At 71.4% G+C, this 15993-nt stretch carries 14 protein-coding genes; 9 read left to right on the top strand and 5 right to left on the bottom strand.

From position 1 onward, the window contains the following. Nucleotides 1-37: 37 nt before the first annotated feature. Complete coding sequence (locus tag HL652_RS22005; protein ID WP_371743634.1) at nt 38-628, top strand: PIN domain-containing protein; 591 nt, start codon at nt 38-40, stop codon at nt 626-628. On the opposite strand, the gene HL652_RS02580 is transcribed toward HL652_RS22005, so the two are convergent. Then, on the bottom strand, nt 549-1952 hold the full coding sequence (locus HL652_RS02580) for an alpha/beta hydrolase (RefSeq protein WP_171703850.1): 1404 nt from the start codon (nt 1950-1952) through the stop codon (nt 549-551). The genes HL652_RS22005 and HL652_RS02580 overlap by 80 nt on opposite strands. A gap of 137 nt (nt 1953-2089) precedes the next feature. Next, complete coding sequence (locus tag HL652_RS02585; RefSeq protein ID WP_171703851.1) at nt 2090-2503, bottom strand: NUDIX hydrolase; 414 nt, start codon at nt 2501-2503, stop codon at nt 2090-2092. A 49-nt stretch (nt 2504-2552) separates the two neighbouring features. Between HL652_RS02585 and HL652_RS02590 the strand changes: the two genes are divergently transcribed. Continuing rightward, nucleotides 2553-4010 carry an SDR family NAD(P)-dependent oxidoreductase gene (locus HL652_RS02590; RefSeq protein WP_253743609.1) on the top strand — a complete coding sequence of 486 codons (1458 nt, stop codon included), beginning with the start codon at nt 2553-2555 and terminating at the stop codon, nt 4008-4010. A 27-nt stretch (nt 4011-4037) separates the two neighbouring features. Here HL652_RS02590 and HL652_RS02595 read toward each other — a convergent pair whose 3' ends face one another. Then, complete coding sequence (locus HL652_RS02595) at nt 4038-5582, bottom strand: glycoside hydrolase family 43 protein (RefSeq protein ID WP_171703852.1); 1545 nt, start codon at nt 5580-5582, stop codon at nt 4038-4040. Between the two features lie 48 nt (nt 5583-5630). Beyond that, nucleotides 5631-6641 carry a LacI family DNA-binding transcriptional regulator gene (locus tag HL652_RS02600; RefSeq protein WP_171703853.1) on the bottom strand — a complete coding sequence of 337 codons (1011 nt, stop codon included), beginning with the start codon at nt 6639-6641 and terminating at the stop codon, nt 5631-5633. Nucleotides 6642-6789: 148 nt separating this feature from the next. On the opposite strand from HL652_RS02600, the gene HL652_RS02605 reads away from it, so the two are divergent. From HL652_RS02605 to HL652_RS02635, 7 genes are all read left to right on the top strand, one after another. Then, nucleotides 6790-8079, top strand: a complete 1290-nt coding sequence (locus tag HL652_RS02605) for an extracellular solute-binding protein (RefSeq protein WP_171703854.1) — start codon at nt 6790-6792, stop codon at nt 8077-8079. Nucleotides 8080-8122: 43 nt separating this feature from the next. Next, nucleotides 8123-9103, top strand: a complete 981-nt coding sequence (locus HL652_RS02610; protein WP_171707142.1) for a carbohydrate ABC transporter permease — start codon at nt 8123-8125, stop codon at nt 9101-9103. Then, nucleotides 9100-9987, top strand: a complete 888-nt coding sequence (locus HL652_RS02615; protein ID WP_171703855.1) for a carbohydrate ABC transporter permease — start codon at nt 9100-9102, stop codon at nt 9985-9987. The genes HL652_RS02610 and HL652_RS02615 overlap by 4 nt, the downstream gene beginning before the upstream one ends. A gap of 3 nt (nt 9988-9990) precedes the next feature. Next, nucleotides 9991-12348 (top strand): beta-xylosidase/alpha-l-arabinosidase, encoded by a 2358-nt coding sequence (locus HL652_RS02620; RefSeq protein WP_171703856.1) that lies wholly within the window; start codon nt 9991-9993, stop codon nt 12346-12348. Nucleotides 12349-12416: 68 nt separating this feature from the next. After that, nucleotides 12417-13499, top strand: a complete 1083-nt coding sequence (locus HL652_RS02625) for an acyltransferase family protein (RefSeq protein ID WP_171703857.1) — start codon at nt 12417-12419, stop codon at nt 13497-13499. Nucleotides 13500-13525: 26 nt separating this feature from the next. Continuing rightward, a complete protein-coding gene (locus HL652_RS02630; protein ID WP_171703858.1) occupies nt 13526-14668 on the top strand; it encodes a Dyp-type peroxidase in 1143 nt (380 codons plus the stop codon). Further along, nucleotides 14665-15465 (top strand): family 1 encapsulin nanocompartment shell protein, encoded by an 801-nt coding sequence (locus HL652_RS02635; protein WP_171703859.1) that lies wholly within the window; start codon nt 14665-14667, stop codon nt 15463-15465. The genes HL652_RS02630 and HL652_RS02635 overlap by 4 nt, the downstream gene beginning before the upstream one ends. An 85-nt stretch (nt 15466-15550) precedes the next feature. Here the strand turns inward: HL652_RS02635 and HL652_RS02640 are convergent, their stop codons facing one another. Continuing rightward, complete coding sequence (locus HL652_RS02640; RefSeq protein WP_171703860.1) at nt 15551-15829, bottom strand: hypothetical protein; 279 nt, start codon at nt 15827-15829, stop codon at nt 15551-15553. Between the last annotated feature and the right edge of the window lie 164 nt (nt 15830-15993).

The raw sequence follows: 15993 nt of genomic DNA on the forward strand, positions 1-15993 counted from the left end.
GCTCGTCCCCCTCGCCCCGTGCGACACGCTCTTGCGCATGGCCGATTCGGGTGCCTTCCGCCCGCTGTGGTCGGGCCGTGTCATCGATGAGGCCATGCGTGCGCTGACGCGGATTCATCCGAGCGTCGATGAAAACCGATTCTTGAGTCGCTTTCGTTCGATGAACGAGGCGTTCGAGGACGCGCTCGTGGAGGGCTCGGAGCGTCTTGAGGCCGCCGTCGAGCTCCCCGACCCGGATGATCGACATGTGGTCGCCGCTGCGCTGCGCGGACGCGCTGACGCGATCATCACCCAGAACACGAAGGACTTCCCCGACTCGGTGCTGAGACCTCTCGGACTCGAAGCACTTCCCGTCGATGCCTTTCTCCTGGATCAGTACGATCTGAATCCCCGTGCGGCCTGTCGTGTCGTCTCTGAGCAGGCTGCAGCCATGACTCACCCGCCGGTCGGCGTCGAAACCTTACTGGCACGTTGGCTCGCAGTGGGGCTCCGGACTTCGCGAACACGGTGGGGCGGAGGCTGCGCGACAACAGCGGTTCCGTCGATCGCTAGGGCGCTGACGGCGGGTTCCAGGCGGTCAGCCACTCGCCGATCGTCGACTGCAGCACGGTCGAGAAGGGGTAGGTGATCTGGTCGGCGGGTTGGGGGACGTCGGCGGTGCCGGTGTCGCGGAGGATGTGCACCATGTTGGGGATGATGTGGAACTCCGCGAGGCCGGGCGTGAAGCCGTCGGCGACCGCGATGACGCCCGAGCCCGGGGTGCCGTCGCCGCACGGCGTGTTGAAGTCTTTCGTGCCGCAGGTGATGAGGGTGGGAACGGTGACCTGGGGCGAGAGCGCGGCCGGGTCGACCACGTCGTACTGCTTGCCGTAGAGGGTGCGGTAGGCGTGGGTGATCACCATCTGCGCCGGGTCGGAGCCGTAGATGTTGGTGCCGATGGCGCTCTGGTAGACCGCGGTGATGCCGGTCGCATCCGGAAGCGGCACCGGGCCGGGCTCGGGGTAGGGCGGCGTTCCGGCACGGATCTCGTCGACCCCCGCCCGCATCCACTCCGTCAGCGTTGCCTTGTCGTCGGCGGTCATCGCGCCGCCGGCCACGGCGGCATCCATCTGCTCGCCGAACTGGGTGATGAGGATGTCGAGGATGTGCGTGTACGCCGGCTCGATGAGCATCAGACCCGCGAGCGGGGGCGCGCTGCCCGGGTCGGTGGCCACGATGAGCGAGTCGGCGCCGCCCTCGCTGTGACCGAACAGCAGGATGTGTCCTTGATCGACCCCGGGCTGGCCGGCGACAAAGGAGAGTGCGTCGCGGATGGGCTGCACCCGCAGCTCGTTGTAGCCGAGCGCGAGCATCTGCTGGGGGTCGTCGGAGTAGGGACCGAGGCCGGTCGCGCCGGTGCCCAGCTTGTCGTAGCGGAGCGAGGCGACGCCGTGGGCGCTCATGATGTCGGCGAGCCAGGAGTAGGCCTCGGTGGCGACCGAGGGAGCGTTGCCGTCGCGGTCGACATCTCCGGTTCCGACAGCGATGACCACGGCGGGCACGGGCATAGAGGTGTCGACGGGGCCGCGGTAGCTGCCGTGGAACGTGACGCCGCCGCTGACGAAGGTGACCTCCTGGTCGGCGCCGATGATGGGCTGGGTGGGCGTGGGGGTCGTGGTGGGGGTGGGAGTCGGCACGGGTGCGGGGGTCGAGCTGGAGGTGGGAGGGCATCCCGCGACGGCGGGAGCCGCCTGAGCGGTCGTGGCCGACCCGCCGAGCTGCAGCGCACCCAACCCGAGAGCGGCCACGACGAGAAGCGCCAGTGCCGCCGCCCTGCCGCTGCGACGTGCTCCGGGCCGGCGACGACGGAGCACAGCGAGCGCCGCAGCCCCCGCGGCCAGCACCAGCAGCCCGAGCGCGAGCAGGGGGAGTGACCCCGCCGCTCCGGTGTCGGCGAGACAGTCGGTCATCATGCACCCCTTCGGTCAGCCCCCTCAGTGTGCTGAACCGGCCCGATTAAGGACAAGGCCCGCTTGCGGACATGTCCACTTCAGGGCGTCGTCGCCACGACCGGGGTCACCGCGGGAAGTGACCCCGCAGGCGACGGGGGTCACCGCAAGAAGTACTCCCGCGCGAGCGGGGCGACCTCGAGCGCATCGGCGGCTGCCGAGCTCGCGTCAGCCCACCGCAGCTCCGCGATCTCCGCAGCGGCGACCGGATGCTGCGTGCCGATGTCGACGGTGAACACGTCGGCTACCACCAGGAACCCCGGCTCGTTCGCCGCCGAGGCCGTGAAGCGCCCGAGCGAGCCGAGTGCGGCGGGGTCGATCCGCAGCCCGAGCTCCTCCTCGAGCTCCCGCACGAGCGTCTGGCCCGGCGTCTCGCCCGGCTCGGGCTTGCCGCCCGGCTGCATGAAGGCGGTGGTGCCGGCCTTGCGCACGAGGAGCAGCCGGCCCGACGCATCCGTGATGACGGCGGCGGAGACGAGGATGCTTGTGGGGGTGGGGGAGGTGGGGTCGGTCACCCCAGAACGCTAACAGCAGCCCGCGCCGAGCCGTCGAATAGAATCTCCTGTGCCCGAACAGACCCCCGCCATCGACCCGGCCGATCTCGCCACGACCCTGCGGGTGCTCGAGAGCATGGCCGGCCTCGACGAGGAGCACCCCGATTTCGTCGCCGTGCGCCACGCCACCGCGCGCATGTTCAAGGCGGTGAAGCGGGTGCGTCGTCGCGAGATCCGCGCCGCCGTGGCCGCGGCCGACAAGGCGGTCATCGCCGCCACCGCCACGGGCGCCCCCGACCGCATCGACGACGAGACCCGCGGCATCCCGATCAGCACCGCCACCACGACCCCCACCGCGGGCACCCTGCTGAAGTCGCGCGCCTGCTACATCTGCAAGCAGCACTACACCCTGGTCGACGCCTTCTACCACCAGCTCTGCCCCACCTGCGCGGCCCTCAACCACGCCAAGCGCGACGCCCGCACCGACCTCACCGGCAAGCGCGCCCTGCTCACCGGCGGTCGCGCCAAGATCGGCATGTACATCGCCCTGCGCCTGCTGCGCGACGGCGCCCACACCACCATCACCACCCGCTTCCCGCGCGACGCGGTGCGCCGCTTCACGAGCCTCCCCGACTCAGCCGAGTGGCTGCACCGCCTCAAGGTGGTGGGCATCGACCTGCGCGACCCGGCCCAGGTGGTGGCGCTCGCCGAGGAGGCGGCGGGCGCAGGGAGCCTCGACATCCTCATCAACAACGCCACCCAGACGGTGCGCCGCTCGCCCGGCGCCTACCAGCCGCTGGTGGATGCGGAGCTCGCCCCGCTGCCCGACGGCCCGCTCCCCGAACTCGCCACCTTCGGCCACACCAACGACCCGCACCCGCAGGCGCTCGAGCGCTCGGTGTCGGCGCACCCCATCCTCGCCGCCGCGGCGTCGCGTGCGGAGGCGCTCACCGAGCAGGCCATGGCTGCCGGGTCGAGCTCGCTCGAGCGCCTCGCCGCCGGCACGGCGATCGACGCGGGTGGTCTCATCCCCGATCTGCACGACGTGAACTCGTGGACGCAGGCGGTCGACGACGTCGACCCCCTCGAGATGCTCGAGGTGCAGCTCGCCAACACGACCGCCCCGTTCCTCCTGGTGTCGAAGCTGCGGGCGTCGCTCGCGGCGAGCGGTGCCCGACGCACCTACGTGGTGAACGTCAGCGCGATGGAGGGCGTGTTCAACCGCGGCTACAAGGGCCCCGGTCACCCGCACACCAACATGGCGAAGGCCGCGGTGAACATGCTCACCCGCACCAGCGCCCGCGAGCTGTTCGAGGCCGACTCCATCCTCATGACGAGCGTCGACACCGGCTGGATCACGGACGAGCGCCCCCACCCCACGAAGGTGCGTCTCGCCGAAGAGGGCTTCCACGCCCCGCTCGACCTCGTCGACGGCGCAGCCCGCGTCTACGACCCGATCGTGCGCGGCGAGGCGGGCGAAGACCTGTTCGGCGTGTTCCTGAAGGACTACCGGCCCGGCGCCTGGTGAGCGCCGCCCTCCCGCCGGGCGGTGGGCTCACCGCGCGGAGATCGTGACCTCCCGCACCCGCACGCGGTCTTCGGGTGCCCCGACGGCAACCGGCCCCACCCACACCCCGACGAACCCGGATGCGGGGTTCGGCACGAGCGCACAGAGCTCGGCCTCGGCGAAGAACGAGCCGTCGACGGATGCGCGCAGCGCGAGGCCCCGGATCTCCAGACCGAGCTCGACGATGGCATCCGGCCCGACCGCGACCCGCGCTTCGGCAAGCACGGTCGGCACCCTTCCGGCGGTGAGCACGCAGCTCACCCGCCCGGTGTCGTCGAGGCGGAGCTCGAGGTGGGCGAGCTCGCTGGTGCGCACCAGCAGGCCCGCCCGCACGCCTGGACCGGGAACCTCGAGCGCGACAGCCACGTCGGCATCGGCCACCGGAAGTCGCCGCCCGAGGAACGACTGCGCCCCGAGTGATGCCGGCTCGGCCCCGCCGCTCACGCTCAGCACCACCTCACCTGAGGCGAGCTCGACCAGCTCCGCGAACTCCGACGGGTGCCTCCCGACACCGTTCCAGGCCGGGTCGAACCGCCCCTTCCGGAAGCCGTCGCCGAACTCCCTCGCCGCGGGGAGCTGATCGGGAACACCCTCGGCCTCCACGACCTCGCCCACCCGGCCGAGCCCCGGCGCGAACAGCGGCCGCCGATCCTCCCAGCCCACGGGCACGAGATGCGTCTGCCGGCCGAGCAACCCGTCGGCCCCGTCGGTGAGTCGCGTGGCCAGCACCGTCGCCCAGGTGCGCCCGGCGCCGTCGTCGACCAGGTCGGCGTGGCCGACCGAGGCGATCGGCGTCACCGACCCGAGCTCGCGGTGGCTGAGCCGCGGGTTGGCGAGGTCGCCCACGTACGGGCCTTCGAGCGAGTCGGCGTAGGCGACGCACACCGCGTGGTCGCGTGCCGTTCCCCCCTCCGCCGCGACGAGCATCCAGCCCCCGCCCGGTCGCGGCACGAGGTGCGGCCCTTCCGCCCAGACCGCCCCGAGCATCGCGCCCTCCCAGATGATCGCCGGAGCGCCGAGCGGCTGCAGGGAGCCGGGGTCGAGCTCGACCAGCCACACGCCGGTGTGCCCCGGCCAGCGCGGTTCGGCCATCGGTTCGGTGCCGACGAGCCAGACCCGGTCGCCGTCGAAGGTGAGCGACGGGTCGAAGCCGCCGACGCCGTCGATCCACACGGGGTCGGTCCACGGGCCTGCCGCGTCTCGAGCGGTGACGACGAAGTGTCCGGTGCGCCCCGACCAACTGCCGTCATCCGGCCCCACCACCGTGCACACGACGAAGAAGGTGCCGTCGTGGTGCCGGATGGTGGGGGCGTAGAGCCCGCGCGACGAGGCGAGGCCGCTCAGGTCGAGCTGGCCGGGCCGGTGCAGGGCGTGGCCGAGCGGCGACCAGTCGACGAGGTTCGTCGAGGTGTGGATCGGCAGCCCGGGGAGGTACTCGAAGCTCGACGTCACGAGGTAGAAGTCGTCGCCGACCCGGCAGATGCTGGGGTCGGGGTGGCAGCCGGGCAGAACGGGGTTGCGGTAGCGGCCCATGGGGCTCCTCTCGAACGGCGGTGGGTGAGACGGGGCGTCGCGCCGCCGTCAGGGGTGCGCCGGCCGCGGCGGTGCGGTCGTCGCGCGCTGCACGAGCCTCGTCGGCAGCAGCAGGTGGGTGGAGCCGAGCTCGTCGCCGGCCATGAGCGTCATCAGCATGCGCGCCGCGGCCTGCCCGATGCTCTGCATGGGCTGCCGCACCGTGGTGAGCGGCAGCGCGAGGCGGGAGGCCTCGGGCACGTCGTCGAAGCCGATCACCGAGAGGTCACCGGGCACCTCGAGGCCGAGCCCCTGGGCCACCTCGATGAGAGCCATGGCCGAGAGGTCGTTCGCGGCGAACACCGCCGTGGGCCGCTCGGGCTGCGTGAGCAGGTCGTGCGCGGCACTGCGCGCGGTGTCGGAGTCGTAGAACCCCACCCGCACGAACGCGGGGTCGAACGGGATGCCCGCCGCCGAGAGCGCGTCGCGATAGCCCGCGTCGCGCAGCCGCGACGAGGTGAGGTCGGGCCGGCCGGCGATGAAGCCGATGCGCCGGTGCCCGAGTTCGATGAGGGCGGTGGTGGCCTCGACGGCGCCGCCGCGGCTGTCGGCCTCGACGGTGGGCAGGTCGGCGCGCCCGGTGTGCGGGTCGACTGCCACCACCGGGATCTCGGCTGCGGCGTTCACGACGGTGGGCGTCACGAGGATGGCGCCGTCGATGAGGGTGCCGCTCAGCCGGCTGAGCGACCGCCGCTCCCAGCCTTCGCCGTCGCCCTGCCGCGAGCCGCTGTAGGCGAGCAGGTCGTACCGCGAGCCCTTCAGCCCCACGCCGACGCCCTTCAAGATCTCGGCGCTGAACGGCTCGAAGTCGGCGACGAGCACCCCGATCACCCCGGTGCGGCGCGAGCGCATGCTGCTCGCCACGAGGCTCGACTCGTAGCCGAGCCGCTCCACCGCCTCGAGCACGCGCACGGCGGTCTCGCTCGCCACCCCGTAGCGGCCGTTCACGGCCTTCGACACCGTCGCCACCGAGACGCCCGCCGCCGCAGCGACGTCGTGGATCGTCGCCCTCGCCATCATGCGAGGAAGTCTAGAGCCGTGGAAAAGGTTTTCGAAAACGTTTGACGACCCCTTTCGCCGTTGCGACACTGGGCACGCCTTGAAGCACCAGCGGCGCATCCGGATGACGACGGATGCGGACTCAACGAAGAGAGCAGGTACGGATCACATGAAGACGACCAGGTTCCTGGCGGTGTCCGCGTTAGCGGTCGCCAGCGCCCTCGCACTGACCGCATGCGCGGCAGGATCGGAAGGGGGCGACTCGTCGAACGGCGACGTCACACTCACCTTCTGGCACAACTCCACCACGGGTGACGGCAAGCAGTACTGGGTCGACACGGCAGCGGCCTTCGAGGCCGCGAACCCCGGTGTGAAGGTCGACATCCAGGCCATCCAGAACGAGGAGATGGACGGCAAGCTGCAGACCGCCCTCAACTCCGGCGACGCGCCCGACATCTTCCTCGCCCGCGGCGGGGGCAAGCTCGCCGACGTGGTGAAGGCCGGGCAGGCGATGGACATCACCGACGGCATCTCGGCCGAGTCGAAGGAGGCGGTCGGCAACTCGCTGAGCGCCTTCGAGATCGACGGCAAGAACTACGGCATGCCGGTCTCGGTGCTGCCCTCCGGCATCTACTACGCGTCAGACCTGTTCACGCAGGCGGGCGTGACCGAGACCCCCGGCACCATCGACGAGCTCGAGGCCGTCGACGAGCAGCTGAAGGCGGCAGGCATCGCGCCGATCGCGGTGGGCGCCAAAGACGCCTGGCCGGCCGCCCACTGGTACTACAACTTCGCCCTGCGCGCCTGCTCGAAAGATGCCCTCGACGAGGCCGCGGCGAGCCGCAGCTTCGACGACCCGTGCTGGCTCACGGCGGGCGAGAACCTGCAGTCGTTCCTCGAGACCGAGCCCTTCAACGACGGCTTCCTCACCACCGCCGCCCAGCAGGGCGCGGGCTCGTCGGCGGGCCTCATCGCCAACCACCAGGCCGGCATGGAGCTCATGGGCGCCTGGGACCCGGGCGTGATCGCCTCGCTCACCCCTGACGAGAAGCCGCTGGCCGATCTGAAGTGGTTCCCCTTCCCCGAGGTGGAGGGCGGCGACGGCGAGCCCGGCGCCATGATGGGCGGCGTCGACGGCTTCACCTGCTGGGTGAACGCACCGAAGGAGTGCGTCGACTTCCTCAACTTCATCGTCGAGAAGGAGAACCAGGAGGGCTACGCCACGGCGTTCCAGACCCTCCCGGCGTCGAAGGATGCGCAGGGCGTCGTCACCGATCCGGCCCTGAAAGACGTGCTCGCGGCCTACACCGACGCGCCCTACGTGGTGCTCTGGCTCGACACCCTCTACGGGCAGAACGTGGGCAACGCGCTGAACGTCGCCGTGGTCGACATGTTCGCCGGCAAGGGCGACCCGCAGGGCATCGTCGACGCCGTGAACGCGGCGGCGGCGAAGTCGTAGGGCAGCCGTGACCTCCGTTCGCGAAGACACCCGTCGCTCCGGCCTGCCCACCGCAGGCCGGAGCGCGGCGGGGGGCGACGCCGAGGCGCCGGCCCCCGCCGCCGTGCGGCACCGCCGTTCCCGCTGGCCCGAGCGCGGTGAGCTGCTCCTGCTGCTCGGCCCCGCGCTCGTGGTGTTCGTCGGCTTCGTCATCCTCCCGGTGGCGATGGCGGCCTACTACGGCTTCTTCAGCTGGTCGGGCTACGGCCCCGCCACCGACTTCGTCGGCCTCCGCAACTACATCACCATCCTCACCGACCCCGCCTTCCACGAGGCGCTCGGCCACAACGCGTTCATCGTGGTGATGTCGCTGGTGCTGCAGGGGCCGCTCGCCTTCGGGCTGGCGCTGCTGCTCAACCGCAAGCTGCGCTTCCAGTCGCTCATCCGTGTGCTCATCTTCGTGCCCTATGTCATCTCCGAGGTGGTCGTGGGCATCGGGTGGAGCCTCATGCTGCAGTCGAATGGCGCGGTGAACGGGCTGCTCGACAAGGTGGGCCTCGGTGCACTCTCGACCGACTGGCTCTCCGACCCGGCGGTCGCCATCTGGACCCTGCTCGTCATCATCACCTGGAAGTACGTCGGCTTCGCCGTCATCCTCTTCCTGGCGGGCCTCCAGGGCATCCCCGACGAGCTCACCGAGGCCGCCGCCATCGACGGCGCGAGCTTCTGGCAGATCCAGCGGCACATCGTGCTGCCGCTGATGGGGCCGACCGTGCGCATCTGGGCGTTCCTGTCGATCATCGGCTCGCTGCAGCTGTTCGACCTGGTGTGGATCATCTGGGGCCAGTACGTCGCCTCGACGGCCGGCACCTCCACGATGGCGACGTACATGGTGGCGAACGGCCGCAACGCCGGCAGCTACGGCTTCGGCAGCGCCGTCGCGCTCGTCATCTTCCTCATCTCGCTCACCGTCGCGCTGCTCTACCAGCGCTTCGTGCTGCGCCGCGACACCGCAGGCGCCCTCACCGGAGGGAAGAACCGATGACCGTCGCCGCCCCACGGCTGCGCCAGGCGGGCCCACCCCGCCCCGCGCATCCGTCGACCGGGTCGCACACCAGGCGCCCGCGCTTCCTCATCTACTTCGTCGCGCTGGTGCTGGTGGGTCTCATGCTCGCGCCGGTGGTGTACATCATCCTCGGCGGGTTCCGCTCGAACTCCGAGATCACCGTCGACCCGTCGGGGCTCCCCGCCGACTGGCAGTGGTCGAACTACCTCGACGTGCTCACCGGGGCGGCGTTCTGGGGCCAGCTCGGCAACTCCCTGCTCGCCGCGACCGTCACCACGGTCGTCGTGGTGGTGCTCGGCCTCATGGCGGCGTTCGCGCTCTCGCGGTACCGGTTCCGCGGCCGCGGGGCGGTCTACGCGCTGTTCACAGCGGGGCTGATGTTCCCCATGACGGTGGCCATCACCCCGCTGTACATCCTGGTGCGCAACCTCGGGCTGATGAACTCGCTGGCCGGCGTGATCGTGCCCCAGATCGCCTTCGCGCTGCCGATGACGATCATCATCCTGGTGCCCTTCCTCGCGGCGATCCCGCAGGAGATCCAGGAAGCGGCAGCCATCGACGGCTGCGGCAGGCTCGGCTTCTTCTGGCGCATGGTGCTGCGGCTGTCGCTGCCCGGCGTCATCACCGTGGGCATCCTCGCCTTCATCGCCAGCTGGAACTCCTACCTGCTGCCCCTGTTCATCCTCAACAACGAAGGGGCGTACACGCTGCCCCTCGGCACCCAGGCGTTCGCCTCGCAGTACGCGGTCGACACGGCCAAGGTGTTGGCGTTCACCGCGCTCTCCATGATCCCCGCCCTCCTCTTCTTCAGCCTGTTCGAACGCCGCATCGTCGGCGGACTGACCGGCGCCGTCAAAGGCTGACCCATGACCCTCGAACAGACCATCGCCTCCGCGCGCGTGCTCGCCCTCCTCTCGCAGATGACCCTCGAGGAGAAACTCGCCCAGCTCGTGGGCTACTGGGTCGACCAGGGCGACGAGGTCGTCGCCCCCATGGCGGGCGAGATGGCCACCTCCACCCGCTACGAGGATGCGACGGCCCACGGCATCGGGCACCTCACCCGGGTGTACGGCACCCGGCCGGTCGACCCGGTCGAGCGCGCCCGCTGGCTCTGGGCCGAGCAGCGGCGGCTGCAGTCGGAGACCCGGCTCGGCATCCCGGCCATCGTGCACGAGGAGGTGCTCACCGGGGTGGCGGCGTGGAAGGCGGCGACCTTCCCGACACCGCTCGCCTGGGGCGCCTCCTTCGACCCCGAGCTGGTCGAGCGGATGGGCGGGGCGATCGGGCGGTCGCTGCGAGAGCTCGGCGTGCACCAGGGTCTCGCTCCCGTGCTCGACGTCATCCGCGACCCCCGCTGGGGGCGGGTCGACGAGTGCATCTCCGAAGACCCGTACGTGGTGGGCACCGTGGGAACGGCCTTCGTGCAAGGGCTGCAGGGGGAGGGGATCCACGCCACGCTCAAGCACTTCGTCGGCTACTCGGCGTCGCAGGCGGGCCGCAACCACGCGCCCGTGCACGCCGGCCCGCGCGAGCTCGCCGACGTGCTGCTGCCGCCGTTCGAGATGGCCGTGCGCCTCGGCGGGGTGCGCAGCGTCATGAACTCCTACGCCGAGATCGACGGGATGCCCGTGGCGGCCACCCGGGAGTGGCTTACCGAGCTGCTGCGCGACCGCTGGGGCTTCGACGGTGTCGTCGTGAGCGACTACTTCGCCGTCGCGTTCCTGCACTCGATGCACGGGGTCGCCGCCGACCGGGCGGAGGCCGCGGCGCTGGCGCTCGCCGCAGGCATCGACGTCGAGCTGCCGAGCGGCGACGCCTACGTCGAGCCGCTCGCCGCCGCGGTGCGCGACGGCCGCGTGCCCGAGTCGCTGGTCGACCAGGCGGTGCTGCGCGTGCTCGCGCAGAAGGAGGAGCTCGGGCTCCTCGACGCCCGCTTCGACGACCCGCCCGCCGCGATCGACCTCGACGACGCCGAGCACCGGGCCCTCGCGCTCGAGCTCGCCCAGGCGTCGGTCGTGCTGGTGTCGAACACCGGAGTGCTGCCGCTGCGCGACCCCGAACGCATCGCCCTCATCGGGCCGAACGCCGACAGCGCCGAGGCGCTCATGGGCTGCTACTCCTTCGTCAACCACGTGCTGGCACACCACCCCGGTGTCGAGCCGGGCTTCGCCCTGCCGACCCTGGCGGAGGCGCTCGCCGCACGGTATCCGGGTGCGCGCATCCGCATCGAGGAGGGGTGCAGCGTCGACGGGGGTGACGTGGGCGCATCGGCGGCCTCCGCGGCTGCCGCCGTCGCCGCCGACGACGCCCGCATCGCAGCGGCCGTCGAGGCTGCCGCGCCGGCGGAGGTGGCGATCGTGGTCGTGGGCGACCGAGCGGGTCTGTTCGGGCGCGGCACGGTGGGGGAGGGCAACGACGTGGAGTCGCTCGAGCTCCCCGGCCGCCAGCGCGAGCTCGTCGAGGCCGTGGCGGCCACGGGAACGCCCGTGGTGCTCGTGGTGCTCTCGGGGCGCCCCTACGCCATCGGGTGGGCCGTCGACGGGCTGGGCGCCGAGGCGAGCGGACGCGTCGCGGCCGTGGTGCAGTCGTTCTTTCCCGGTGAGGAGGGCGGCATGGCGCTCGCCTCGATCCTCTCGGGCGACGTGGCGCCGTCGGGGCACCTGCCGGTGTCGCTGCCGCGGTCGGCGGGGGCGCAGCCGTTCAGCTATCTGCATCCGCGCCTCGGCGGGCCGACCGAGATCACGAGTGCCGACAGCACGCCGGTGCGCTCCTTCGGGCACGGGCTGAGCTACACCTCCTTCGAGCGCACGGCGCTCCTGCTCGACAACGCGGCGGTGCCGACCTCGGCCGGGTTCGTCGCGACCGTGCGGGTGAAGAACACCGGGCGGCGGGCCGGCACCGATCTCGTGCAGCTCTACGGGCACGACGTCCACGCCTCCGTCACGCGGCCGGTCGCCCAGCTGCTCGGCTACCTGCGGGTGCCGTTGCAGCCAGGCGAGGAGGTCGAGGTGCGCTTCGAGGTGCCGGCGTCGCGGCTGGCGTTCTCCGACGCCCGCCTCGAGCGCGTGGTGGAGCCCGGTGCACTCGAACTGTGGGTGGGAGGTTCGTGCGACCACCGGGAGACGAGCGCCGTGGTCGAGCTGACCGGCGGCATCCACCGCCTCGACAACCAGCCTCCCGAGCTCACTCGGGCGGCCGTGGTGTCGGGTCGCGCTGACGGCTGATCCGCGCGGCGGACGGCCGCGCGCGACCGATCTCGCCGCCCGCGCGCCCGATGTGGGAGGTTGGAGGGGTGGGGGTCGAGCAGCCGGGAACAGCGCGGGCGGTCTGGATCGACGTCGTGCGCGGCCTCTGCGTCATCGCCGTGGTGATGCTGCACGTGCGCATCTTCGTCTACGACCCGTCGGTGCCCGAGATCGACGGCGCCGACGAGTGGCGCCGCATCACCGAGGCCTTCGGCCCGTTCCGGCTGCCCACCCTGTTCACCATCTCGGGCCTGCTCGTCGCGGGCCGCGTGCGGCAGGGGTGGAGCGATCGCCGGAACGCGGTGCGGGTCGTCTCCTCCTACTGGCTCTACCTGGTGTGGCTCACGGTGTTCGCGCTCATGTCGCTCGCCGTCACCGCGCCGGGCATGCCGTTCCGGCTCGAGACGCCGACCGACTACCTCCGGCAGATCGTGCTGCCCGACACCATCCTCTGGTTCGTGCTGGCCCTCGCCGTGTACGTGCTCGTGCTCACCTCGCTGCAGCGGGTGCCTCCGACCGTGGTGCTCGGCGGTCTCGCTCTCCTGGCCGCGCTCTCGGGTGTCGCACCCGCCGAGCTCGCCGAGGAGCAGTGGCTGCACATCCTCTACTACGGCGTGTTCTTCGCGGCGGGCGTCTACCTGCCCGGCGCCGTGAGGTGGTTCGCGGGCGGCCGCGTCGTGGTGAAGCTGGGGTGCGCGCTGGCCCTCTTCCTCGTGCTCGAGCGGGTCTGGCAGCTCACCGAGATGGGCACCGCGCTCGAGAGCTCGGTGCGGCTCGTGCGCGACCTGGTGGCGGTCGCGGTGGCGGTCGGCCTCTGCGCCCTCATCGCCCGCGCCGCCTGGCTGGCCCGCCCGCTCGCGCTGGTGGGCCGGCGCACCCTGCCCATCTACATCCTCCAGCTCCCCGCCATCTGGCTGCTCTGCCTCGTGCCCGTGGTCGCCGACCTCCACGACGCCCCTGTCGTGTTCGCGCTCGGCCCCGTGCTCGGCACGGCGTTCGTCGTCGCCGCCTCGATGCTCGGCTTCACGCTCGTGCGCGGCACCGTGCTCGAGAACCTGTTCCGGCTGCCCCGTCCGCTCGCCGACCGCATCCTCACACCCCCTTCCGTGTCGAGAACGGATGCTCGCTAAGCTTCAGCTGTGAAGCGGGGGGTGCGGTGAGCGGGAACGACAGACGGGTTCCGATCGAGGCGCAGAGCGTCGACGCGCCCCTGACGCAGTCGGCGGTGTTCCTGGTGCTCGCCGTGGCCGACGGCGCGGAGGCGGCCGACACCGTGCGGTCGGTGCTGGCCGGCCTCGACGACCTGGTGAAGACCGTCGGCTTCCGCGACCTGGGCGCCTCGCTCACCTGCACCGTAGGCATCGGGGCGCGGGTGTGGCCGGCCCTCGCGCGCCGGGCGCTTCCCGCCGAGCTGCACCCGTTCCGCACGATCGCGGGAGCCGTGCACACGGCCCCGTCGACCCCGGGCGACCTGCTGCTGCACATCAGGGCCGACCGGCGCGACCTCTGCTTCGAGTTCGAGCGCCTTCTGCTCGAGTCCCTCGGCTCGGCGGTCTCGGTGGTCGACGAGACTGTCGGGTTCCGCTATTTCGACGCGCGCGACCTGCTCGGGTTCGTCGACGGCACCGCCAACCCGGTGGGGCTGGGGCTGCCCGAGGCGACGATCGTGGGCGACGAAGACCCGGAGGTGGCGGGCGGCAGCTACGTCGTCGTGCAGAAGTACACGCACCCGATCGAGCTGTGGAACGCGCTCACCACCGAGCAGCAGGAGGCCGTGATCGGCAGGCGCAAGGCCGACAACGTCGAGCTCGACGACGCGGTGAGCGGGCAGAAGTCGCACAAGACCCTGGCCACCATCGTGGGCGACGACGGCACCGAATACGACATCCTGCGCGACAACATGCCCTTCGGCAGCCCCGCCTCGGGCGAGTTCGGCACCTACTTCATCGGCTACTCCCGGCGGCTCTGGGTGATCGAACGGATGCTCGAGCGCATGTTCATCGGAGACCCGCCGGGCCTGCACGACCGCATCCTCGACTTCTCGGTGGCGCGTACCGGTTCGACCTTCTTCGTGCCCTCCGCCGCTCTGCTCGCCGCGCTCGACGACGAGCCGGATGACGAAGAGGCGGGTGCGGATGTCGGAGCCCGCGACCTCGGGGAAGCGGCGTCTGCCGGCGGGGCGGCCGAAGCATCCGTCACCTCACCAGCGGCCGACACCTCGCTCGGCCTCGGGTCGCTTCGAGACTCGCCCCGCACCGTCACGCCTCCTTCGCCGCCGTCTGAGAGGACACCGTCATGAACCACCTGTTCCGCGAGCTCGCGCCCATCACCCCCGACACCTGGGCCATGCTCGACGACGAGGCCCGCACGCGTCTCGCCCCGATGCTCGGCGCCCGCAAGCTCGTCGACTTCGACGGGCCGCACGGCTGGCAGCACTCCTCGACCTCGGTCGGGCGCGTGGGGCCGGTCGTCGACGCGCCCGCCGAGGGTGTCATCGCGCGCAGCCGGGTGGTGCTGCCGCTCGCCGAACTCCGCGCCGAGTTCACCCTCGCGCGCAGCGAGCTCGACGCGGCAGCCCGCGGGGCGATCGACGTCGACCTGAGCGCGCTCGACGAGGCGGCGGCGCGGCTGGCGACCGCCGAGAACTCGGCGGTGTTCAACGGGTGGGATGCGGTGGGCTTCGCCGGCATCACGCCGTCGATCCCGACGGCGACCCTGGTGCGCGACGACGACCCCAGCCGCTTCGCCCAGCAGGTGGCCGCGGCCGCCGCGCAGCTGAAGCGGTCGGGCATCGGCGGGCCGTACGGCATCGCCCTCGACTCCGATGCGTGGGTCAACGTCGAGGGCGGCAGCGACACCGGGGGGACCCCGCTCGTCGAGCACCTGCGCCGCATCCTCGACGGGCCGGTGGAGTGGGTGCCGGGCATCTCAGGCGCCGTCGTCGTGAGCCGGCGCGGTGGCGACTTCGTGTTCGAGTCGGGCCAAGACGTCTCGCTGGGCTACTCGCACCACACGGCCGACTCCGTCACCCTCTACCTCGAGGAGTCGTTCTCGTTCCGCATCGCGACCCCCGAGGCCGCGGTCGCCCTCGTCTGAGCGGCGAGACCCCCTCCACACGACAGCGCACCGGGCCCCTCAGGGGAACCCGGTGCGCTGTGCTCCGCGCTGATCGCGGCGTGGATCAGTAGGTCGTGGTGGTCATGTCGACGGCGGCGATGCCGGCGGCCACACCGATGATCGTGAAGATGATGCCGAGCACCAGCAGGATCGCACCCACGATGATGCCGACGAAGGCGGGGGTGTTCTTGTACCCGGCCTTCTTCGACTGGCTGTAGGCGATGGCGCTCACGATGAGGCCGATCAGGTTGGCGACGATGGCGAGGATCAGACCGACGATTCCGAGGGTCTTTCCGGGGTAGTCGACCCCGGCGGCGGGAGTGGTGAGCTCGGGCTTGGACATCGAGGACTCCTTCGATCAGGGCGGCCGTCTGCCGCATCGCTCTTCACTGTGGCATGACTCGACATTCGTCGCTCTTGCGCCGACGCGAATATTAAGTGACTATTTATCGACTATCTGCGAGGTGGGGGAGTGCATGAGCGACGGCGATCACGATCTGCTCGGCC

The sequence above is a fragment of the Herbiconiux sp. SALV-R1 genome (genome assembly GCF_013113715.1).
GTDB lineage: Bacteria > Actinomycetota > Actinomycetes > Actinomycetales > Microbacteriaceae > Herbiconiux.

What these genes read in the sequence shown, in the direction of transcription:
- HL652_RS22005 (WP_371743634.1), top strand. Translation starts at nt 38, where the DNA reads ATGGCCGATTCGGGTGCCTTCCGCCCGCTGTGGTCGGGCCGTGTCATC.
- HL652_RS02580 (WP_171703850.1), bottom strand. Translation starts at nt 1,952, where the DNA reads ATGATGACCGACTGTCTCGCCGACACCGGAGCGGCGGGGTCACTCCCC.
- HL652_RS02595 (WP_171703852.1), bottom strand. Translation starts at nt 5,582, where the DNA reads ATGGGCCGCTACCGCAACCCCGTTCTGCCCGGCTGCCACCCCGACCCC.
- HL652_RS02600 (WP_171703853.1), bottom strand. Translation starts at nt 6,641, where the DNA reads ATGATGGCGAGGGCGACGATCCACGACGTCGCTGCGGCGGCGGGCGTC.
- HL652_RS02605 (WP_171703854.1), top strand. Translation starts at nt 6,790, where the DNA reads ATGAAGACGACCAGGTTCCTGGCGGTGTCCGCGTTAGCGGTCGCCAGC.
- HL652_RS02615 (WP_171703855.1), top strand. Translation starts at nt 9,100, where the DNA reads ATGACCGTCGCCGCCCCACGGCTGCGCCAGGCGGGCCCACCCCGCCCC.
- HL652_RS02620 (WP_171703856.1), top strand. Translation starts at nt 9,991, where the DNA reads ATGACCCTCGAACAGACCATCGCCTCCGCGCGCGTGCTCGCCCTCCTC.
- HL652_RS02635 (WP_171703859.1), top strand. Translation starts at nt 14,665, where the DNA reads ATGAACCACCTGTTCCGCGAGCTCGCGCCCATCACCCCCGACACCTGG.
- HL652_RS02640 (WP_171703860.1), bottom strand. Translation starts at nt 15,829, where the DNA reads ATGTCCAAGCCCGAGCTCACCACTCCCGCCGCCGGGGTCGACTACCCC.